Origin of the sequence: Gracilibacillus saliphilus, assembly GCF_010994085.1 — a bacterium.
Lineage (GTDB): Bacteria > Bacillota > Bacilli > Bacillales > Amphibacillaceae > Gracilibacillus > Gracilibacillus lacisalsi.
On sequence record NZ_WJEB01000002.1, the window covers coordinates 400,208 to 422,506 of the forward strand.

Genomic DNA, 22,299 nt, shown 5'->3' on the forward strand with positions numbered 1-22,299 from the left:
AAATGGAATATTTTTTTACCGTTACTTCCGATTCAAAATAAATATAGCTCCGCCAAACCCTAAAATGCACCATACCATTAAATTAATATAATTTCCCATCGTTGCATCAAAGGTAGATGCAGCTAGGGAAGCACGCATCACTTCTGCCATCGAATAAATTGGTAACACTTCATGAAGGGACTGAAGCCATTCGGGCAGCCGATCCATTGGGAAATTTACTGGTGAAAACATAAGTGCTCCAAATACAACAATCTGGGAAATACCCATTGATGCTGTGGGTGACAACAGATAGGAAAATCCATATCCAACACCAATTGACGTTAATGCAATCATCAGTAATGCCGGTACTACCGTCCAAGAGATATCATATCCCGGAGTGAACATGAGATGTGCAACAATAGATGAAACGATTATTCCCGGCAAGGTAATCAATAACCATATGGTTGTATCTGCCCCAAGGATAACGGAGCGGCTCACAGGCCAGGTACGCATGTACTCCATATATCCATCTGTCTTTGCAGTACCAATTTGCTGAGGCAGGATAACCATTCCTGCAATAATCAAAATAATCGTAGGGGCTCCTGTTGCTAAAAATAGAATCGTTTCCGTATCCGGATTTGGCATAAGATAGGAAAAGCCTATAACAATCCCTATGGATATCAGTATTTGTAATAAAGCCATAAATATAAAAAACCCGGCATTTCTAAGAAACTGCATTTGAAAAACATACTTATAATGGCTGACCATATTCATTACGAAACTGCCCCCTTTTTAGAAGTTAATTCAATATAAACATCCTCAATTGTAGTTGGAGACAGGGAATAGTCTATAACAAGGCCTTTATCTACCTGATTCTTTGCCCAATCAATCGTGGATGATACTTTTGATGGATCTAAAGAGAAAATTAGACGGGATCCGTTCTGATGCGGCGAAAGTGCCCATCCAGGAACCTCGATATTTTTAAATTCCTTTTCAAGACTAAGTTCAATTCGCATCCGGTCTCCTACTAAACTTTTTACTTCCGCTGGATCCCCTTGTGTCAATATTTTTCCTTTATCCATAATAGCCACGCGATCCACTGCCTTTTCTGCTTCCAGAACATTGTGCGTTACTAAAATAACGGAGCTCCCGTTTTTCGCCAAGTCACGTATTACCTGCCAAAGGTAACTTCTGCGAACCGGATCAACATCATTGGTTGGCTCATCAAGGATAACTAACTCACCTGGGGCGATCACCGCCATACAAAAGGCTGTCAGCCTTCGCACGCCACCTGATAGTTTTTCGCCTTCTGTATTCGCCCAATCCCCCATGTCCAATGCTTCGAAAAGCGCTTCTACTCGCTTTGGTTCAAATTTCTTTCCCATCCGCATTTTCCCTATCAGTGTTACTGCCTGTTTTGGAGTAAGTAAGCCCAATGACACTTGGGATTGCGGCTGTACGGAACAAATGGACCTGGCACGTGCAGGTGATTGCATTACTGATTCTCCCAGCAAATGAATGTCACCATGATCAGGTGTTAATAGTCCTAATATTTGATTAACCAACGTCGTTTTTCCCGCACCATTATGTCCAAGAAGCCCAAATATTTCTCCTTCATTAATCGTAAATGTGAGATTGTCATTGGCAACATTTTTGGATTCTCCTTTACCAGGAAAAACCTTCGTAACACCTTTTATATCGAGAATCATTTTTTTAATTCCTCCTTTGCAATAAAAACACTTTCAATGAATTGGATAACATCTTTGTTCATTGGGTAAAAAGCAATGCCTTCCTTTAAATTTTGCAGTGCTTGCCACATATCTCCAAGTAATTTTTCATCATTTCCATACATTTTCTCTGCTTGGTTTAACCAGCTTTCCACCAGCTGCTGTGCCTTTTCTGAAGCCGGGTCAATGTTAAGATTATTTTTGATGTCATGAATGACCTTTATCCATTTCCGTATGTCTTCCTCACTCATATTTTGCACATTCATATCCATGATTTTTTTCATTTCATCGTCATTCAAGTAATCTTTATATTGCTGTAAGGCATCTTCAGGATCCTGTTGATAAAGTTGAATAATACTAAAAATAATTTTCCAGTTAATTTCTCCCTCGATCTCAATGGAATACGAGATACCAAGCAGTGCTTGCTCTAGGACCTGCAGTCGTTCCTGTTCTCGTTTAACCAATTCCAGCTGCTGCTGGATCGACTCTTGCCAGGTCGAAGTAGAATTTTCCAGGATATCTTTAATCTGCTCCAGTGAAAATCCCATATATTTCAAAGCTAAAACTCGTTCCAGCCGCATAACGTCATCCTCACTGTATAAGCGGTGCCCTCCCTCCGTTTTTGATGAAGGTTTAATCAAACCAATTTCATCATAATAATCCAATGTCCTCACAGTAACTCCTGTATTTTTCGAGAGTTTTCCAATCGTGTACATTACTTCACCTCATCTTTATTTTCTTTAGTATAAATCAGCACGTTACGTGTTGTTCAATAGGTGAATGAAAAATTTTTAAAAAGAAATTAATATTTACCTGTAAGGTAAACGAAAACTTGCCCTTGCTTTCCTTCTTCACGCCTAACAAGGCAGGTTAGAATAACAACATGTTAGTTTTAATGAATTTTCAAAATACATAATTATGTTAAGCTTAAAGGAAAAGGGGGAACTTAATTAACACCTTTTTTCAACTTTTGTAATCGGGTGCTTTCTTGAATAAGAAGGAATCTTTTTGATATGTGCTACCCATTAAAGGATTAGATTTATTATCTGGAGGAATAAGCAGTTACGTTTATTCACTATTGAAGCTGATGAGTTGAATAAGCGTATTACAATATTTGTAAGTATTTGAGATACTGTTATTGAACATAGTATGGGGGAGATTATGATTTTAATTTTATTTGGTTTCTTAATACTTTTCATTACCGTTATATTACTTTTGATTTTATGTACAAGAATAATAATTTCTTTCATTAAAAATAAGCCTTTTCCTAAAAAATTATTGATTGCAACTTTGTGTGGGGTTGTTCTGGTTTTTTCGATCTATATATATGAAACATATTTTTTTACATTTAGTGAAATTGATAGAGAATCCATGCAAAAGGGACCTGGACCCCTAACCTCTCCCACTGAGGAATATACAGCTAATGCTTATTATGAACTATATGGTGGTGCAGCAGGCGGTGTTAATGTATGGGTTGAAATCACAGATAATAATGAGAAAAGCAAAGTGCAAACTGTTTATTATAGTGATGCAAAAAGTAATATTTCGATGGAATGGCTGGATGGGAATACACTGTACATTCTAAATGACGACCCTGATTATCCCAATTCAAATAGAAGCATTGAATTAGAAATCGGTAAAGAAATTTATCACGAAAATGGTTTGGCTTGTAAAAGTTTGTTAATGAAAGACGAATATGAGACTTGCTACCAAAACTAATAATTTTTATTGAACAAACTGGGTGGACAAGCGAAGACCGAATTGGATAAACGAATTAGGTATAAAAGAGGTAGGTGAGCGATAAGTAATGAGGACATTATTAGAACTACTACGTATAATAATTATTTTCGTATTACTTGGTAATTTAGGTTGGGCAATTTTAGGAGATCTTTATACGATCAATGAAGCAACTGAAGGTTATTCGTGGCTCGGTGCATTAGCGATATTAGTTTTGCTTTTTGTATTATATAGAAACAAATTACAATTCTCTGGTTGGTATCAGGGAGATGGGTGAGAGAAATTGCCGAGAAAGGTTTCCATTACATTAACCTTCACTTCCATAATACTGATTGTTGCACCATTAATATTGGGTTCACTATTAAGCTAACGAATGGCTATAGTTTAACAAGGCGATTTCATATGAGGGGGGTAAATTGAGTAAAAAAAGGAAGTTAATTTTTAGTATTTTAATAGGATTGAATATCTTATTTATCACTATCGTAATATGAGGGTTTATTAAAATGAACAAGTCCTTTTTAACAGAAGTCCAATATAACTTAGTCGAATTAGAAGGTTTAATTGCTCACCAAAGTGAGAACAATTGGTCAGAACCTAACTTAGTGACAATTGAATTAGGAGATATATTGGAAGGTATTTCTCTTGGGATAACTACTGGTGAACAATTAGGGACGCTCTCAAACAGTGATAAGAAAACGTTAAGCCATTTATATTCAAAATTAAATCAATATTCTAATGACGTTTTATATAGTTTCGTTGAGTTAACGGAAGATGATAAGAAGAATTTTGAACAATTACGAGAAATACTTCGAGATGTAGGTTTAGATTTGAATATTTCAATAAGTAATAGTATGGGCCCGTTTATGAGAAAGGTTGAGGAATTAGAAGAAAAACTCCATTCAACTGATGAATAGTATGAATATAGATTAATATGGTGAGAGGAGGGAATAGCAATGATGCTTTTAGGACCTTTTCTAATAGCACTTATTCCGGGGCTGATTATTTTGGCGTTGACCTGGTGGTTCAGCAAAAAGGGTTTTCCCTTATCAGTAAGACTGTTGCCTGGAATCATAACGATTATAGCTGCTGTTGTTCTATTCTATATAGGTTTTGTTAACATTAGAGGGTTTGAAGGTGCCGCTTATGGGTTTCTTGGTTTCTTTTTAGGCATGTTTTCCATTGTATCTTTTGTGTTGGGAAGTGTTGCACGGTAAAATATCATTTTTCTTTTTTAAATAGAAATTACCTTCCTTAAATGCAGGATTTTCATAAATAGAAATGGAATATAACAGATATTCATCCAATTCAGGGGGGAAAGGATATGTGGAAAGAATTTATCACTTCCATTTCAGAGGAATATTACTTTAAAGAACCTGCATCAAAGTATGAGATTTCTCAAATTCAAAAAGAATTAAATGTTGAATTACCAGAAGAATTAGCGGCCTTATTGAATGAAACCAATGGTGTGTGTGATAGTTGGAATTGTCCTTTAATTTGGTCAACTTCCCTGATTATGGAGGACAATCAATTTTTTAGAGGATTTGAAGAATATAGAGACATTTACATGCCTTTCGATAATCTTTTCTTTTTTTCAGACGCAGGTAATGGCGACTTATTTTGTTACGCAATACAAAAAAACGGAAACATTGAAAAAAACGATATATTTGTTTGGAATCATGAGGATGACAGTAGAACTTGGATTGCAAATTCCTTAAAACAATTTGTTGAAGGTTGGATAACTGGTAAGATTAGTATTTAGTTGGAATGACTTTTTGCACTGCCGCAAAAGGAGTAGTGTGATGGTCAATATTAAGTTAGTATTCCATATCTTGTGAGGTCAAAAACCAAAAATGTAGGAGGATGGTTATGATTTATGTTGCTCTTCTTCGAGGGATTAATGTGGGTGGAAAGAATAAAATAGACATGAAGGTACTGAAACAAACGTTTGAACAAGTTGGGATGAATGATGTGATCACGTACATCAATACAGGAAATATTATTTTTTCTTATAATGGTTTTTCAAAAAACGAACTATCACGTTTATTGGAGGAAGCGATACATAATGATTTTGGGTTGCAAATTAAGGTAGTAGTTCGAAGTATCAAATATGTAAGCGAAATCATGAACGCTATTGCAGACACGTGGAAAAATGACAAAGACATGAAAAGTGATGTCATGTTTTTGTGGGATGAAATTGATGATAAATCTGTACTTGAGAATTTAGTCATTAAACCGAATATAGATACAGTAAAATATGTTCCTGGCGCGATCCTATGGTCGGTTGATAAAAAAAATATGACCAAAAGCGGTATGTCAAAGATCGTTGGGTCAAAGATATACAAACAAGTTACTGTAAGGAATGTCAACACTGCTCGTAAGATATATGAACTGATGCAAGCCCAAAACGGTTAAGTTCTACCGTGCGTACTAGACCTTTCATTTCTAGCGTTTGAAGCTGGGATTGGAAAATTCAATGGGAGTGCTTTAAATAATAGAAAGCCAAAAAGGTAGGGTGAGGAAATGATTGAAACGCTAATAAAACAGATTCCTGAACTAGGTGATTTCAAGGACTATTTCCAAATTAAGAAGGGGTTTTCCTCAGATGAAAAGTATCTAGTACAAAATAGCGACAAACAGTTACTTCTACGGACTTTTGAGCTAAATGATATTGAATCAAAAAAGCAGGAGTTTTTTATTCTAGAACGAATGCAAGATTATAACGTTACTTGTTCGAAACCAATCTCTATAGGTGAAGCAGGAAATCGAGGGTATATTATTACATCATACATTGAGGGTATAGATGCTGAGGATGAAATTCAAACATACTCCGATCAAGAGCAATTTAATATTGGCTTAGAAGCAGGAAAAGAATTAAGAAAAATGCATCAGTATGCAGCACCAAGTCATGTTTCTTCCTGGTACTCAAGGAAAGTAGAAAAGCATAAGAATTATATAAACGCATACTTAGCATGTGGGGTAAAAGTGAAAAATGACCACAAAATAATGAATTTTATCGAGGAGAATATATACCTCATGAAACAACGTCCGAATTTGTTTCAACATGATGATTTCCATATTGGAAATATCATTGTAAATAATAAGAAATTTGCTGGAGTGATAGACTTCAACAGGTATGACTGGGGAGATCCCATTCATGAATTTCTTAAAATTGGGATATTTAGTCGAGAAGTAAGCATTCCTTTTTCAATAGGACAAATTAAAGGCTATTTGAAAAATAATGACCCTGACGAATATTTTTGGAGATTATATTCACTTTATCTAGCAATGTGTGTGTTTTCTACAGTAGTATGGACCTTAAAAACTATTCCGGACGACATAAATAAAATGCTAGACAAAGTGTACATGTTTTTAGAAGATCATGATTATTTCGATAGATTAATACCCAGGTGGTATCAATAAAGGTTAAGATTATGAATAATCGATCGATATGAAAATCGAAAAAATTGTTCGAAGGGAAAAAGGAATATTCATTTTTTAAACACGAATACGGTATTCGATAAAACGGATTTTAAACATAATGATGAAGGTGAATTACTAGCTTATAATCAAATGTTAGCGGATATTAAAGAAATGAAGGAAAAAGAATTTGTAAGTAAGTACCTCCACAAAGTAAAGGAAATAGCCAAACAGTTCAAAAACGAAGAATTAAAAGATAAAAGGGAAAAAGAAAGATTGTCTGGATATAACAATGCAATTGTCTCTATCTTAAAGTGTATAAACCCTATGTATGAGTACGATTTAGACGATGAGCCATTCGATTTTCTACACAATAAAGGAAACGAGTGATTAGGATGCATTTAACCATTAAAAATATGGATGAGAATTTAGCGAGAAAGCTACTTCAATGGAGATATGAAAAACCTTATGATTTCTATAATAGTGAAGTTACGGAAGAAGAGTTAAATGAACGCCTCGATGGTTCTTATAAAGCGATAATAGATGATGAAGGTAATTTGTTTGGCTTTTTATGTACGGGTGAAACAGCTCAAATCCCAGTTGGACATAAATTTGGTGTGTATAAAGCTAAGAGTATAGATTTAGGTCTCGGCATGAATCCTGACAATGTAGGAAAAGGTTACGGATATCAATTTGGTTCGTTTATTATTAACTATATAAAAGAAAACAACCCGGAAGTCCCGATAAGATTAACAGTGGCAACATTTAATAATAGAGCTATACACTTATATGAAAAACTGGGGTTTGTAGAGAAGGACAAATTCACCACTGATTATGCGGAGTTCATGACAATGATTAAAGAAAAATAGAGAAAAACACCTTAAACCATTAGTACAATTATTTTAGAAGAGTAATCGTCTCTTGTTAACGGACTAGTTAGTACTAAACACCATTGTTACCCATTCTGTCTTGTGTTAAGAACGTGAATTCATTCAAGTTCTTGACTTCGGCGTATTTCCACTATAGTAAGCACGGAATTGACTAGGTGAAAGTCCTGTGTTTCGTTTAAATGCATGATAAAAGCTGGACATACTCCGAAAACCTACCTGATAACCAATCTCTGTGTTATTAAATGCTGTTGTCAAGAGAAGTTCCTTCGCTTTCTTAACTCTGACTTTTTCTAAATATGTTCGTGGAGTACATCCTGTTTTTTCTTTAAAAATCCGATTTAAGTGAAAACGACTAACTCCTATACTAGAGGCCATTTCGTGTAAAGACATTTTTTCATCATAGTTACTTTCTATCAATTGCATAGTATCTTCTAAAATGTATTCGAGCGGATCATATTTTTTAATACTTAGATCTGGTCGACATCTCTTGCATGGGCGATAACCTGCCGTTTTAGCTTCATCTGCGTTTGAAAAGAAACCAACATTTTCACGATTGGGAACCTTCGACTTGCAAGATGGTCGGCAGAAAATCCCGGTTGTCTTTACGGCGTAATAGAAAACCCCGTCATAAGCTGGATCACAAGTTGTCGTAGCTTGCCACATGGTTCCTTTGGAAAGATTATTTTCACTCATCATCAGACTCTCCCTTCATTTTCTTACTTATCATATAAACCATATATAAAATGATGATCACGAACGGAACAAATATATACAGCTGAAAGAAAGGAATTACTAGCATACATAAAATAAAAGAGATGAACGATGCCCACCATGCAGGTGTGTAATTTTTAAGCAATTTAACGCCTGCCGCCATTGAAAGAACATAAACTAATATCCCTAGAGAGGTCGGTATAAACAAGATGTCATCAAACGTTAGTGACAAAGCATTCGTCACTAAAACACCTGTTATCGAAAAACAGATAACAAACAATACCATCTGTCTTGGAATTTGAGTAGTACCATGTAGTCTTGAGAGAAATTTTGGAAAAGCACCATCCCTGCTTAGTGAATATCCTAATTGTGTTAGACTCGCTACAAAAGCATTCGCTGTCCCAGTACAAATAATTAACGCTAAAACAGCAGTGACGGCTTTAGCACCGATGCCTACTGTATCTTCCATTATAACACCAATAGGAGACAGATTACTTTCCTGACTACCATACGTTGCCGTTCCAATCGTAACAACGCTTAACGATAAAAATAATAATCCGATAATAACTGAACTAACAACTGCGCCTTTGACCATATTTTTTTCTGGACTTTTAAAGCGCTCTGCTAGATTACAAATCGCTTCCCAACCGAAAAATGACCAAAAGATAACCGTTATAGCACTGCCGACAGAAAACCATCCATTTGGAACAAAGGGAGTAAAATTTCCCCATTGTATCCTTGTAAATGACACTAATACGGCTGACACTAAAAGAATCAGTAATAATGAACTTAAAATAACTGCAACTTTACTACTGACATTTACGCCGTAATAATTGAAAACACCTGCAATGACCAATATAAAGATGGCAGTTATAGTCGATTCAAAATGTGAAAGTCCAAATGCCTGACTGATGTAAAAAGCTCCGGTTAAGGATACAATTGTTTGGCCAACTGCTGCTGTAACAAAGTAAAACCATCCAACGATATTGCCAAGATGATATCCGAAAGAATTTCTAACAAAAGTTGCTGCCCCTCCGGCATCAGGATATTTCTGTGCCAAACTAGCAAACGAATAAGCGAGTGGAAAGTTAATTAAAATAACAATAAGCCAAGATACAATAGATGCAGGGCCAGCAATTGCTGCCGTTACAGATGATAAAAAAAGGACACCTGATCCTAGAATTGCTGCCATATATAATGCAATTCCTTGGAATAATCCGATAGATTTATTATTCATATTTTCACTCCTTTTTCTAGTATTTAGTGTACTGATAAGGGAGAGAAAATTCGTCTTGATTTTTGCTGTGTAATTCGTTTTAAAGCATTCATGCGCATTTTTTTGGACATAAATCTGTCTCTTGGCCGCAATGATCATACATGAAAGATATGAAGACGGTAAATGCAGTTACATGAAGTACTTGTACAGTTAATATCTCACTGATCGCCTCCGATCTCATAATGATTATCTGAAATAAAAAAATTAATCGTAAAATAATGAAGGTTTTCTTAAAATAATATAGAAAATAATAATTTATAACTAATTCTGTTCTTTATAATCATGAGTGAAAGCGTTTTAAAAAGTTAGTGACATGGGGGTGATTAAAAGAGTGATGCAATAGAAAAGTGTGCCTGACTATCTTATTGTTAAGGAGGTAACAAATATAATGGGGAAAAGATATCTATATTCTCTACCATTTATGACACTTATTTTACTCATTCTTCCTATCACTTCTTATGCTACAGAGCAAGAATGGACAGGCAATCACGATGAATGGAATGGTAATCCAGAAATCTATGAAGTAAATCGAGAGCCAGTACATGCAAGTTTTATTCCGTTTAATGACGTCGAATCTGCACTACAACGAGACAAGGAATCGTCTTCTAATTATCAAGCATTAAATGGAGATTGGAAATTTCAGTTTTCAGAAAATCCAGCATCACGCCCAAAGAACTTTTACGAGGTAGATTACGATGATTCTGACTGGGATACGATTCCAGTACCAAGTAGCTGGCAACTAGAAGGATATGATTATCCTATTTATACAAATATCACTTATCCTTGGACAGGGGTGGAAAATCCCAATGCACCAAATGCTCCAACAGAGTATAATCCTGTCGGCTCCTATCGAGAAACTTTTACCGTGCCCGAAGGATGGGAAGAAAGAGAGGTCTTTATTTCTTTCCAAGGGGTAGAGTCTGCTTTTTATCTGTGGGTTAATGGAGAAAGGGTTGGATACAGTGAAGACAGTTTTACTGTAGCAGAATTTAATATAACGGACTATTTAGTAGAAGGAGAAAATACACTTGCGGTTGAAGTGTATCGGTGGTCTGATGCCAGCTGGTTAGAGGATCAAGACTTTATTCGATTAAGTGGTATTTTTAGAGATGTTTATTTATATTCCACTTCAAAGGTTCATATGCGTGACTTCTTTGTGACAACAGATCTAGATGAAGATTATAAAAATGCCACTTTAAATGTAGAAGTAGATGTAGCTAGTCATATCGATGGTACTTTAGAAGACCATACTGTGGAAGCTATGTTATATGATGCCGATAAGGAAGAGGTTTTATCTAATCCTGTTGAAGTAACGGCTTCGATAGGAGAAGAAAAGGAAATGAAGGTTGAACTTAGTGAGTTGGTCGAAAATCCGTTGAAATGGTCAGCCGAAGATCCAAATTTATATATGCTTGTGCTAAGTCTAAAAGATAATGATGATAACATTGTTGAAAGCGTTAGCACGCAAGTTGGTTTCCGTGAATTTGAACTGAAAGATGGCCAGATGAAAATAAATGGTAAGCCTATTATGTTCAAAGGTACAAATCGCCATGAAATAGACCCAGTGACAGGTAGGACAATGTCTGAAGAACGTATGATAGAAGATATCAAATTAATGAAACAGCATAATATTAATGCTGTTCGAACTTCCCATTATCCGAATGATCCGCGTTTTTATGAATTAGCTAACGAATATGGTTTATATGTGGTGGATGAAGCTAATTTAGAAACACATGGAGCTCGTTCCTATATACCTGCGAGTGATGAACAATGGTTACCGGCTTCATTAGACCGAATGAAAAGTATGGTGGAACGGGATAAAAATCACCCTTCCGTGTTAATTTGGTCATTAGGAAATGAAGCGGGTCAAGGTAATACCTTTAAGGAAATGCATGAATGGACAAAAGAACGTGATCCAAGCCGTTTAACACAATATGAAGGAGACAGTAGATGGACGGATATTGATTCGACCATGTATCACTCCCCCGATTGGTTGGAAGAGTATGGTCAGTCAGGTAGTAGTAAACCACATCTAGAGATTGAATATGCACATGGTATGGGGAATAGCATCGGTAACTTATTCTTATACTGGGATGTGTTTGAAAAGTATGAGAACCTTCAAGGTGGGTTTATCTGGGATTGGGTAGACCAGGCATTGCTTTGGCCAACACCAATTCGTTACCTAACTACTGATGCGGTCAATGATATTACAGGTCAGCTTCATGGTGAATCCGTTACAGGCTCAAGTGGAAACGGTATTAGAGGGTATGTGACTGTTCCAGAAACTGAATCGTTAAACCTTACGGAAGCATTGACTGTTGAAGCAATGGTAAAGCCTAGTCAAACCTCAACACATAGCCCTTTTGTAGGAAAAGGTGATACCCAATTTGCCATTAAACAAAATGATGATGAATTGGAATTCTATGTCTATAATGATACTTGGCAAGCAGTTGCAGCACCTCTTCCTGATGATTGGTATGATGGTAATTATCATCATGTAGCAGGTGTATATGATGGTGAGAAAGCTCAACTGATTGTGGATGGAGAAGTACTTGGCGAAATGGAGGTAAGCGGAACATTAAACAGTAATCCTTACCCTGTTAATATCGGGCGCAACTCACAACATCCTGATAGACAATTAAGCGGATCAATTGACGATGTTCGTATTTATAATCGTGCTCTTTCACTAGAAGAAATCATTGACGTGACAAGAGAACCAGATGATTCCGCCGTGTTATGGATGGAATTTGAAGATATCGAAGCAAAAGAATATGATCAGAAAGAATTCTATGCGGTAGGTGGTGACTGGGGAGACAATCCAAATGATGGTAATTTTAGTGCCAATGGATTAGTTTTTCCTGATCGTACTGTGCAACCGGAACTATTGGAAGTGAAAAAAGTATACCAAAATATTGATATAGTTCCCGTCAATATTGAAGACGGTACTATGGAAATTAAAAATAAGTTTTTGTTTACGAATACGAGTGAATTTAATATGGAATGGAGTTTGCTGGAAGATGGGGAAGTAGTAGACAGTGGTTCATCTACTGTTGATGTAGAGGCATTAAATAGTAGTGAAGTAACGATTCCATATCATGAGTATAATCGTAAAGCAGGAGCAGAATATTTTGTCAATGTAAGTTTTATATTACCTCATGATACTAAATGGGCGGAAAGTGGTCATGTTGTGGCGAGTGAACAAATTACTTTATCTGAAGATATACCATACCGAGAAAATGTAGCTATATCGGGTATGGACGATGTTGTCTTCAATAATGAAGAAGGAATAATTACAATAGAGGGGTCTACTTTTGAAGTGACTTTTAGTGAAAAATTAGGTACATTAACTTCTTATCAGTTCGGCGACACATCCCTTATTGAATCAGGACCAATCCCTAATTTTTGGAGAGCACCAAATGATAATGATAAAGGTAATGGTATGCCTAATCGTACGGGAACATGGCGTAATGCTGGGGAGAACTGGCAAGTCGATAGTGTCGATGTTGAGCAATTAAATGATAAAGCAGTAGAAGTTATAGTGAATGCCACCCTACCGACAAATAATTCTTCGCAATACCGTGTTAGCTATATGATCTACGGGAATGGAGAAATCGAAGTTGATACGTGGTTAGACCCGGGAAGCAATTTGCCTGAAATTCCGGAAATTGGAATGATGCTAACCTTACCAGCAGAATTTGAAAACCTAACTTGGTATGGCAGAGGACCACAAGAAAACTATTGGGATCGCAATACCGGTGCTTTTGTTGGGACATATAGCAGTACTGTTGAAGAGCAATTCGTACCTCATATTGAACCACAGGAAGTAGGAAATAAAACAGACGTGCGTTGGGTGACCCTTACTAATGAAGAGGGGGTAGGTTTAAAAGCAGAAGGCCTACCATTAATGGAAGTGAATGCGCTTCATTATACACCAAAAGATTTAGACAGTGTTTCAAGACCATACATGTTAACCCCAAGAGAGGAAGTTGTTTTACGATTAAACTACAAACAAATGGGTCTTGGTGGTGACAATAGCTGGGGTGCGAGGCCGTATGATCGATTTACGCTTTTTGCAAATCAAGAATATACACATAGCTATCGATTACGTCCGATAGGAATTGATATGGTAGAGCCAATTGACATCACACCGTTAGAAGATCTAATTGAGGAAGCGAAAAGGATAGATAATGCAGATGAACAATACACAAGCGAATCCTATCAGGCATTACAAACAGCAATTGAAGAGGCTGAAGTAGCACGATCCAAGATTGAGACAGAAGCAGACTTACAACAGGCCATCACTGCTTTACAGTCAGCTATAGAGTCATTAGAAGAGAAACAGCCCGAGGAAGAAGAGAAAATCAAAATATTAGAAGTACAAGCAGGACAAGTGATTGCGAAAGAGCAATTAAAGAATGTAACAGAAGCAGTAGTGTTTAGCTCTGAGATTTCACAAGCAAAAGTAACATTCCCCATCGATGTAATAGAACAACTTTTGGCTCAATATGAGGGGGAAGATATCAGTCTAGTCATGGAAGATGTGGAAGAGAAAGTAGAGGGCTATGAAGCGATTAGCCATGTGACAATCTTTCAATTATTCATTGGAAACGAAGAAATCACCGAGTTTCCTGAATCGATTACCATTACTTTTATGATAGATGAGAATGCAGACCCAAATTGGGATGAGGTTAAAGTTATCTACACGAGTGATCTAGATGAAGAGATCGAATGGGGCAATGGAGAAGGCAGAGAAGTATATGCCCTAGTTGATCATTTTAGTGCATATGGGGTATTTGAAGCGGAGGATAACACCAGTGATGATACGGATGATGAGACAAATGAACCTGAGAAACAAGATGATCAGGATGACACTTCGGATTCTGAACAGCATCCCGACAATCCATCTAAAGGCGAAGATAATACAAATCGCGAAACAGCTGACGAATTACCAGATACAGCTACAAGTACATTTAACATTTTAATAGCAGGTAGCTTATTACTACTGATTGGTGTAATAGTTACTTTCACTTATGTTAAAAGAAGAAAACATGACATATAAATTAACTAAGTCTCTTAAAGATGTTGCTCTTTGAGAGACTTTCCTATTCCAAATATAGTCATGGGAATTAAAGTAGTTTGCCATTATAAGTGACTAGGGGGGAGAACAGATGCAGAAGCTGATATTTATTCTTTTATTTAGTATTTCATTTTTGCTAATGATCTATTTTGGTAAAGAGACTTTTTACATTGAAGGAGAACTTGGTACGGAAAACCCCTATGATTATCACTTTGTCCTGATTATAGAAGAAATAGGTAATGATTATTGGCGACTTGTGGAGAAAGGGGCAAGAGAGGAAGCTGCAGAGCATAATATATATTTAGAGTACACTGGTCCCAAAGTGTTAGATGAAGAAGAACAGCTTGCTATATTTGACCGTATGATTGCAGCAGATGTAGATGGTATTATTATCAAAGGGATTAATAATGAACGCTTTGATACCCTCGTCCAAAAAGCAGTCAATCATAATATTACCGTTGCAACGATTGACGCAGATAATGAGAATAGTGGTCGTCATTTTTATATTGGCACGGATAATTATAAGGCTGGATATTTAGCGGGGCAGACAATGGTCAACCAAACTACTGGCGAGCAGAAAGTGGCGGTAATCATTGGTACGAGAAATGCTCAAAATCAAATTGAAAGGTTATCTGGTTTTCAAGATGCTATCGATTTATCAGAACGGATAGAATTAATCCGAATAGCAGAATCCAATATTACAACACTCGGTGCAGCACAAGCAACTTATCGTGTATTAAAAGAACATCCTGATATTACTGCCTTTTTTGGTGCCAGCGCATTAGATGGAATCGGTATTGTACAAGGAATCAAAGAAATGAAAACAAAGGAACATCCATATATCATTTCATTTGATATATTACCCGAAACGCTTGATGAGATAGAGAAAGGATATATAGAAGCAACGGTTGTTCAGTATCCGGAAGAAATGGGGAGAAGATCGGTGGAGCTGATGTTACAACTGCAGCAAAACCAAACCCTTGAACCTTTTTATTATACGGAAACCGGGGTAGTGGATTCATCCCATATTTATAATGGTGAGCTTATTGCACCGATAGAAGTAGGGGAGTTACCATGAAACATTGGTTTTATACTATTATCAGTGGCAGAACAATACAATCGAAATTAACCTTAATTTTTGCTGTTTTTATTATATTATTTAATATTGTAACCATTTCTATCTACTTTAGTTCTACCCAAATGATGAAACAATACCATGAGAATACGGAATCTCTGTTACGACTTAATTCTATTTCTAAAACTGCTACCAATTTATCAGAAGCTACGAAATCCTATGTGTTAAATCGAGAAGATACAGCCCTCCAAGAATACTATCAGCAAAGAATGCTTCTAAAAGAGGAAATCCAACCATTATTATCTGAATCAGCACCAATTGAATACAAAAACTATATTAATTTGATTGAATCTCTTATCTATCAATCTGAATTAACAATCGGCTTTGTTATTCGGGATGATATTGAACAATATACAACCCATATGAAAGAAGTACAAAGTATGGCTAATTACACTCAAGAGACAGCACTGGAATTACTTGATACTTCTTTAACGGAATATCAACCATTCTATGTAGATATGCAAGATCGCAGTCAATCATTTAAATATTTTACGATATTTCTGTTAATTTCATCTATTATGATCGGCATTTATCTTGCATTTAGGCTTGCAAAGGGGATTCATCACCCTGTTCGGGAATTATCACGTGTAGCAGGTGAAGTTTCGCAAGGGAATTTTGAAGGTACACCTGTTGGAATCGAATCAACGGATGAGTTGAAATTATTAGGAGACTCTTTTAATACGATGCGTTCTAATATTCAAAAATTAATCAAAGAAATACAAGATCAATCAGAACAACAGATGCTCATGAAAGAATTAGAACTCAAGCATTTACAAAATCAAATCCAACCACATTTTTTATTTAATACGCTTAACACCGTAACGAAGATGGCATATTTAGAAGATGCACATTCTACTTCGAGATTAATAGAGTCGTTAGCTTCGATGATGCGACATAGCTTAGGGGATTTAAAGAAAACAGTACAATTGAAAGATGAAATAAAGATGGTCGAAGAGTATATTCATATCCAACGTATGAGATTCATGGAACGAATCGAATTTCATATTGATTCGTTAGAAGATCATTTGAATGTTCAAATTCCGAGGTTAATTTTGCAGCCTTTAGTGGAAAATGCTTTTATTCATGGGTTAGAGACATTGGAAGAAGGCGGTAAGATAGAATTATTTATTCATGATTTAGGTGAATATGCCTTAATTGAAGTGTGTGACAATGGAGTAGGCATCAGCCAGAATCAACAGAGCAAGATTCTGAATATGGAGGAAGATGCACATGTTGGTCATATTACAGGAATAGGCCTTGTTAATGTGATCAAGCGATTACAGCTGTTTTATCAAGAAGAAAATATACTATTCATAGACTCCAAACTAGGAGAAGGAACAAAAATTAAACTTTATCTGCCGTTACAGAAGAAGGGGGAAGTAGCATGAAAGTAATGATTGCAGAAGATGAAATTGTAGAAAGGAAGGCAATGCGTAAGTTCTTAGAAGAAAATATTCAAAGCCTAGAAGTGGTGGGTGAAGCTATGAATGGTAGGAAAGCGATTGAATTAGCAAAAACCCTATCACCTGACATTATCCTAATGGATATTAAAATGCCTGGTATCAATGGACTTGAAGCAATGGAGGAAATTTGTAATATACACCCAATGACTAAATTTATAATGGTAACCGCATATGATTCATTTGATTATGCCAAACAGGCTATGAAGTTAGGGGTGAAAGAATATATCCTCAAACCAAGCAAAAAGGAAGAAACCATTCGTGCTATATTTCGTGTAATGAAAGAAATCGATCAAGATAAGCAAATGAGTGATATCCGAAGCACTTTATTACTTAAAATGCTCATACAGGGTGAAAACACGTATAATTTGCAAAGAAAATTGTGTCCAAACATGCAAAGTGGCTTTTTTATTGTAATGAATAAATATGTGGCATTACCTTCTGAATTTATTCAATATGAGAAAATAGGTCTTTATGTCTCTGATGAAAAAATAGACAATGCATTTGTACTAAAGATGGTGAGGAAGCTCCAACTCCAATTAGGTGAGGACATATTTATTGGGGTTGGTCATCCATATTCGTTACCAAATAATCTAGCATCATCTTATTATGAAGCAAAACAAGCACTACGTCATTTAGTTGAGGTTGGTCAAAAAAAATACGGCTTCCCAACAAGGATCGAATCATCACCAGATTTTACGCCGTTAATGCAGGCACTCAAAGAAGGGGATGAAGATAGAGTTTGGTCTTATTTTGATGTAGCGGTCAAACAGTTAGATATCGAAGCATATTTTAAGGTGAAACAATTACTAGAAGAAAGAGATCTGAGCTTTCCAGAAATACCTTATGAACAACTTACTTCATCTGAAGAATGGCGTGAATTCTTTCAAATTGTATGTCTGGAAATTCGGCGGTATTTTCAATCCAAAAACAAGGTTGAACGCGCAAAAAAATTTATTCATGAAAATTATCATAAATCATTTAGTCTAGAGGATGTCTCGAAATATACTGATTTAAGTACTAACTATTTATCGAATCTATTTCACGAAGAAACAGGAGAGACATTCAGCGACTATTTAACAGAAATTCGAATCCAAAAGGCAAAAGAACTATTACAGCAAAATGAGGCGACGTTAAAAGAAATTAGTTTTTTAGTTGGTTATCGGGATCCAAATTATTTTAGTCGGGTATTCAAAAAGAATGTTGGTCGTTCCCCAAAACAGTATCAAATGATGATCTTAAAATAATGCAGGCATTCTTAAAATATTACAGTATATGAACCATCTATCCGAAGAAAACTTTTTATATAATCATAGTTGAAAGCGCTTATATTATATCGAGGGGGAAAAAAGATGTTAAAGAAAAGTTTAATGTTTCTATTTATGTTCATCTTCATGGTTGCCTTAGCGGCATGCGGAGGAGATGAAGAGACGACAGATGATACAGGCACCACAGACGATCAAACAGAAGATACTTCAGATGATGGAGCAAGTGAGGAAGAAGATGCTGAATCGTCAGGAGATGGTGATACAGTAGAAATCTTCAGCTGGTGGACTGGTGCAGGGGAAGAAGATGGTTTACTTGCACTTATTGATTTATTCGAAGAACAACATCCAGATATTAAAGTGGAAAATGCTGCAGTAGCAGGTGGTGCAGGTACGAACGCAAAAGCCGTACTAGCTACGAGAATGCAAGGGAATGACCCACCATCCACGTTCCAGGTACATGGTGGAGCAGAACTAAATGAGAGTTGGGTTGCAGCTGACAAGATGGAACCGTTGAACGATTTTTATGAAGAAAATGATTTAATGGATAAATTTCCAGAAGAATTAATTGACATGGTAAGTAAAGACGGAGATATCTACTCCGTACCGGTAAACATTCACCGTGGAAATGTGATCTTCTATAACATGGAAGTATTTGAGGAGAACGGTATTGAAGTACCAACAACATTAGAGGAATTTGTCGATGTATTAGCACAACTTGATGAAGCAGGTGTCACACCACTTGCAATGGGTGATAAAGAAGCATGGACAGCAACACAAATTTTTGAAAACTTACTACTAGCAACACTTGGTCCCGATGACTATCGCGCATTGTGGGAAGGAGAAGTTGGCTTTGACGATGACCGTGTTCGCCAAGCAGCAGAATACTTCGAAACAATCCTAGGTTATGTCAACGAAGACCATGCATCCCGTAACTGGCAAGACGCTTCCCAACTTGTTGGTGAAGGAGAAGCAGCAATGACTAACATGGGTGACTGGGCAAAAGGTTACTTCTCTAATGATTTAGATTTAGAAACCAATGTTGACTTTGGTTACTTCCCGTTCCCAGGTACAACAGAAGACTTTATGGTTATCACCGACACATTCGGTCTACCTAAAGGTGTAGAAAATCCAGATACAGTAAAAGAATTTTTAGCAGTTCTTGGTTCCGTGGAAGGCCAAGATGAATTCAACCCATTAAAAGGTTCGATACCAGCACGTGTCGATGCTGATCCATCCAAATATGATGAATACGGTACAGACACAATGGAAGATTTCCAAAACAGTAACTTATCACCAAGCTTAGCGCACGGTTCAGCCGCATCAGAGGGATACCTAACGAAAGCAAATCAAGAAGTAAATATCTTCGTCACCCAACAAGATGTCGACCAATTTATCGAAAAACTACAACAAATAGCAGGAGATCTTTAAAACTGAAGGCTCGCCCTGTGCGAGCCTTCCTTTTGAAACAAGCGCGGAAGTTGCAAATAAAAAGAGAAAGTTGCAAATAAAACTGCAGAGTTGCAAATAAAAAGAGGAAGTTGCAAATAAATCTGCAAAGTTGCAAATAAAAAGTGTAACTTGCAAATAAATCTTAAAAGTTGCAAATAACCCACTCTTTTTATGCGAACCAAAACAACAATTACTTCAAAAAAAAAAGAAATTACTTCAGATGGGAGGACAATCGCGATGAAAATTACCAGAGATCGGCTGATGGCATTATTGTTCTTAGCCCCATCCTTTTTGCTCATTGTTATATTTGTCTATGGGTTTATTGGTTGGACTGGTTGGGTTTCCTTAAGTAATTGGAATACCCTTGTGCCTGATATGTCATTTGCTGGTTTGAAGAACTATATCTATCTATTTGGAGATTATCGTTTCCAAGCAGATTTACGTAATACCGTCTTTTTTACAATTCTATTTATCGGATTTGTTATTATCTTAGGATTAGTTTTAGCGATTTTGCTCGACCAAACGAAAAAAGCTAATTCGTTATTTCGCAATATTTTTTTATTCCCGATGGCGTTATCTTTCGTCGTAACGGGGGTCGTTTGGCAATGGCTACTAAATCCGTCTACTGGTTTCAATCAATTCTTACAAGTGTTCGGTATCCAACCAAAATGGTATACAGATACTAACATTCTGGCGGGATTCCAGTGGGGAAGTATTGAATTCGGTTTACCTGTCGCCATGATTGCTGTTGTAATAGCGGCTGTATGGCAAATGACGGGATTCTCACTTGCGATGTATGTCGCAGGACTTACTGGAATTCCAGATGAGCTTAGAGAAGCGGCACGAATTGATGGTGCATCCGAACTGCAAATCTATCGTAAAGTCATTCTACCGATGCTCACACCAATTACCATGAGTGTAGTGATCATCATGGCACACATTTCACTAAAAATATTTGACCTGATTTATGCGATGACAGGTTCTGGTGCCAATTTCGTCACTGATGTACCAGGTGTCTACATGTTTGAAACAACATTCCGTGGTAACTACTACGCAAACGGTGCAGCAATCGCGATTATCATGTTGCTACTTGTTGCCGTATTTATCGTGCCATATTTGATTAATTCAAGAAGGGGGGCATCATGATGGTAGTGAGGAAAATTGCTAAATATGCCGTGCTAATCGCGATCGCTCTCTTTTTTCTGACACCGGTCTATGTCATGCTGATTACCAGTTTCAAACCACTTGATGAAGTATCGTTATCTGAAATGTGGTCACTGCCATCAGCGATTGACTTTTCTAGTTATACGCACGCATTCACGGAGCTCGCACCAAATTTAATGAACAGTCTCTATCTCGTTATCCCAGCAACATTATTGTCAGCGATACTAGGGGCGATGAATGGATATGTATTGTCAAAATGGAGATTCAAAGGCTCCGAAACGGTATTCACACTGATTCTATTCGGCATGTTTATTCCATATCAAAGTATTCTGATTCCATTAATCCAATTCTTGAATTCTATCAATCTCTATAACTCGATCATTGGGTTGATCTTTACCCATGTGGTTTACGGACTACCGATTACAACCTTGATGTTCCGCAACTTTTATGCGAACATTCCTGATTCGATGATTGAAGCCGCACAAGTGGATGGTGCAAGCTTCTTAGGAATCTTTCGTCGAATAATTTTACCACTTTCGATCACTGGATTTGTTGTTGTTGCGATTTGGCAATTCACGAACATTTGGAACGAATTTCTTTTCGCCGTAACGATTACGAACAACAATGCACAACCAGTAATAGTAGCACTGCAAAACTTATCCGGTAGTCAAATTGTACAATGGAATGTTCAAATGGCAGGAGCATTGCTTGCTGCTATGCCGACATTGCTGGTATATATTTTATTAGGTAAATATTTTGTACGTGGTTTACTTGCTGGGTCGGTAAAAGGGTAAGCATAATATTATTATATTTATGGTTGCAAGTTAATAGAAGCCGATTTCCTACATTAAGAAATCGGCTTTATTACCCAACTGTAGTTTTAAAATAAAGTCGTGAAGCTTCACCCCTTTGTATATGATTGTCTAAAGGGGTATTAAGGGGAAGAACCAATAGGTGAATCATTCGAAAATGGAACTAGCGAAATACTAGTTATTTGAAATAAATTACT

Annotated in this window: 21 protein-coding genes; 16 read left to right on the forward strand and 5 right to left on the reverse strand. The window is 36.6% G+C overall.

The genetic code is table 11. The annotated features are described in order from the left end of the window. Positions 1–21: 21 nt before the first annotated feature. The 3 genes from GHT08_RS06030 to GHT08_RS06040 are packed head-to-tail and all read right to left on the reverse strand — an operon-like array spanning position 22 to position 2,422. Complete coding sequence (locus GHT08_RS06030) at positions 22–753, reverse strand: ABC transporter permease (RefSeq protein WP_163580529.1); 732 nt, start codon at positions 751–753, stop codon at positions 22–24. Further along, positions 753–1,688, reverse strand: a complete 936-nt coding sequence (locus tag GHT08_RS06035; protein ID WP_163580530.1) for an ABC transporter ATP-binding protein — start codon at positions 1,686–1,688, stop codon at positions 753–755. The genes GHT08_RS06030 and GHT08_RS06035 overlap by 1 nt, the downstream gene beginning before the upstream one ends. Next, a complete protein-coding gene (locus GHT08_RS06040; protein ID WP_163580531.1) occupies positions 1,685–2,422 on the reverse strand; it encodes a MerR family transcriptional regulator in 738 nt (245 codons plus the stop codon). Before GHT08_RS06040 ends, GHT08_RS06035 begins: the two co-directional genes overlap by 4 nt. A 445-nt stretch (positions 2,423–2,867) precedes the next feature. Between GHT08_RS06040 and GHT08_RS06045 the strand changes: the two genes are divergently transcribed. From GHT08_RS06045 to GHT08_RS06085, 9 genes are all read left to right on the forward strand, one after another. Further along, positions 2,868–3,425, forward strand: a complete 558-nt coding sequence (locus GHT08_RS06045) for a DUF5412 family protein (RefSeq protein ID WP_163580532.1) — start codon at positions 2,868–2,870, stop codon at positions 3,423–3,425. 88 nt (positions 3,426–3,513) lie between these two features. Further along, the gene (locus GHT08_RS06050) at positions 3,514–3,720 is read left to right on the forward strand and encodes a hypothetical protein (protein WP_238343509.1); all 207 of its coding nucleotides are present in this window, start codon (positions 3,514–3,516) and stop codon (positions 3,718–3,720) included. Between the two features lie 226 nt (positions 3,721–3,946). Further along, positions 3,947–4,357: a hypothetical protein gene (locus tag GHT08_RS06055; protein ID WP_238343510.1), complete on the forward strand. Its 411-nt coding sequence runs from the start codon at positions 3,947–3,949 to the stop codon at positions 4,355–4,357. 39 nt (positions 4,358–4,396) lie between these two features. Then, positions 4,397–4,657, forward strand: coding sequence for a YesK family protein (locus GHT08_RS06060; RefSeq protein WP_163580533.1), 261 nt, complete (start codon positions 4,397–4,399; stop codon positions 4,655–4,657). A gap of 107 nt (positions 4,658–4,764) precedes the next feature. Continuing rightward, positions 4,765–5,202 carry an SMI1/KNR4 family protein gene (locus GHT08_RS06065; RefSeq protein WP_163580534.1) on the forward strand — a complete coding sequence of 146 codons (438 nt, stop codon included), beginning with the start codon at positions 4,765–4,767 and terminating at the stop codon, positions 5,200–5,202. A 107-nt stretch (positions 5,203–5,309) separates the two neighbouring features. Then, positions 5,310–5,855, forward strand: a complete 546-nt coding sequence (locus GHT08_RS06070; protein ID WP_163580535.1) for a DUF1697 domain-containing protein — start codon at positions 5,310–5,312, stop codon at positions 5,853–5,855. A gap of 108 nt (positions 5,856–5,963) precedes the next feature. Then, the gene (locus tag GHT08_RS06075) at positions 5,964–6,863 is read left to right on the forward strand and encodes an aminoglycoside phosphotransferase family protein (protein WP_163580536.1); all 900 of its coding nucleotides are present in this window, start codon (positions 5,964–5,966) and stop codon (positions 6,861–6,863) included. 171 nt (positions 6,864–7,034) lie between these two features. Continuing rightward, a complete protein-coding gene (locus GHT08_RS22125) occupies positions 7,035–7,250 on the forward strand; it encodes a hypothetical protein (protein ID WP_238343511.1) in 216 nt (71 codons plus the stop codon). A gap of 5 nt (positions 7,251–7,255) precedes the next feature. Then, complete coding sequence (locus GHT08_RS06085) at positions 7,256–7,729, forward strand: GNAT family N-acetyltransferase (protein ID WP_163580537.1); 474 nt, start codon at positions 7,256–7,258, stop codon at positions 7,727–7,729. Positions 7,730–7,852: 123 nt separating this feature from the next. Here GHT08_RS06085 and GHT08_RS06090 read toward each other — a convergent pair whose 3' ends face one another. Both GHT08_RS06090 and GHT08_RS06095 read right to left on the reverse strand, forming a co-directional pair. Next, positions 7,853–8,446 carry an Ada metal-binding domain-containing protein gene (locus GHT08_RS06090; RefSeq protein ID WP_163580538.1) on the reverse strand — a complete coding sequence of 198 codons (594 nt, stop codon included), beginning with the start codon at positions 8,444–8,446 and terminating at the stop codon, positions 7,853–7,855. Beyond that, positions 8,436–9,698: an APC family permease gene (locus GHT08_RS06095; RefSeq protein ID WP_163580539.1), complete on the reverse strand. Its 1,263-nt coding sequence runs from the start codon at positions 9,696–9,698 to the stop codon at positions 8,436–8,438. The genes GHT08_RS06090 and GHT08_RS06095 overlap by 11 nt, the downstream gene beginning before the upstream one ends. Before the next feature lie 427 nt (positions 9,699–10,125). On the opposite strand from GHT08_RS06095, the gene GHT08_RS06100 reads away from it, so the two are divergent. From GHT08_RS06100 to GHT08_RS06130, 7 genes are all read left to right on the forward strand, one after another. Then, positions 10,126–14,796, forward strand: coding sequence for a glycoside hydrolase family 2 TIM barrel-domain containing protein (locus tag GHT08_RS06100; RefSeq protein ID WP_163580540.1), 4,671 nt, complete (start codon positions 10,126–10,128; stop codon positions 14,794–14,796). A 109-nt stretch (positions 14,797–14,905) separates the two neighbouring features. Next, positions 14,906–15,892 carry a sugar-binding protein gene (locus GHT08_RS06105; RefSeq protein WP_163580541.1) on the forward strand — a complete coding sequence of 329 codons (987 nt, stop codon included), beginning with the start codon at positions 14,906–14,908 and terminating at the stop codon, positions 15,890–15,892. Then, positions 15,889–17,337 carry a sensor histidine kinase gene (locus tag GHT08_RS06110; protein ID WP_163580542.1) on the forward strand — a complete coding sequence of 483 codons (1,449 nt, stop codon included), beginning with the start codon at positions 15,889–15,891 and terminating at the stop codon, positions 17,335–17,337. Before GHT08_RS06105 ends, GHT08_RS06110 begins: the two co-directional genes overlap by 4 nt. Then, positions 17,334–18,656 carry a response regulator gene (locus GHT08_RS06115; RefSeq protein ID WP_163580543.1) on the forward strand — a complete coding sequence of 441 codons (1,323 nt, stop codon included), beginning with the start codon at positions 17,334–17,336 and terminating at the stop codon, positions 18,654–18,656. Before GHT08_RS06110 ends, GHT08_RS06115 begins: the two co-directional genes overlap by 4 nt. 105 nt (positions 18,657–18,761) lie before the next feature. After that, entirely contained in the window at positions 18,762–20,105 is a 1,344-nt protein-coding gene (locus tag GHT08_RS06120; protein WP_163580544.1) for an ABC transporter substrate-binding protein, read from the forward strand. Positions 20,106–20,363: 258 nt separating this feature from the next. Beyond that, positions 20,364–21,272, forward strand: coding sequence for a carbohydrate ABC transporter permease (locus GHT08_RS06125; RefSeq protein WP_163580545.1), 909 nt, complete (start codon positions 20,364–20,366; stop codon positions 21,270–21,272). Further along, complete coding sequence (locus GHT08_RS06130; protein ID WP_163580546.1) at positions 21,272–22,084, forward strand: carbohydrate ABC transporter permease; 813 nt, start codon at positions 21,272–21,274, stop codon at positions 22,082–22,084. The genes GHT08_RS06125 and GHT08_RS06130 overlap by 1 nt, the downstream gene beginning before the upstream one ends. Positions 22,085–22,299 lie beyond the last annotated feature (215 nt).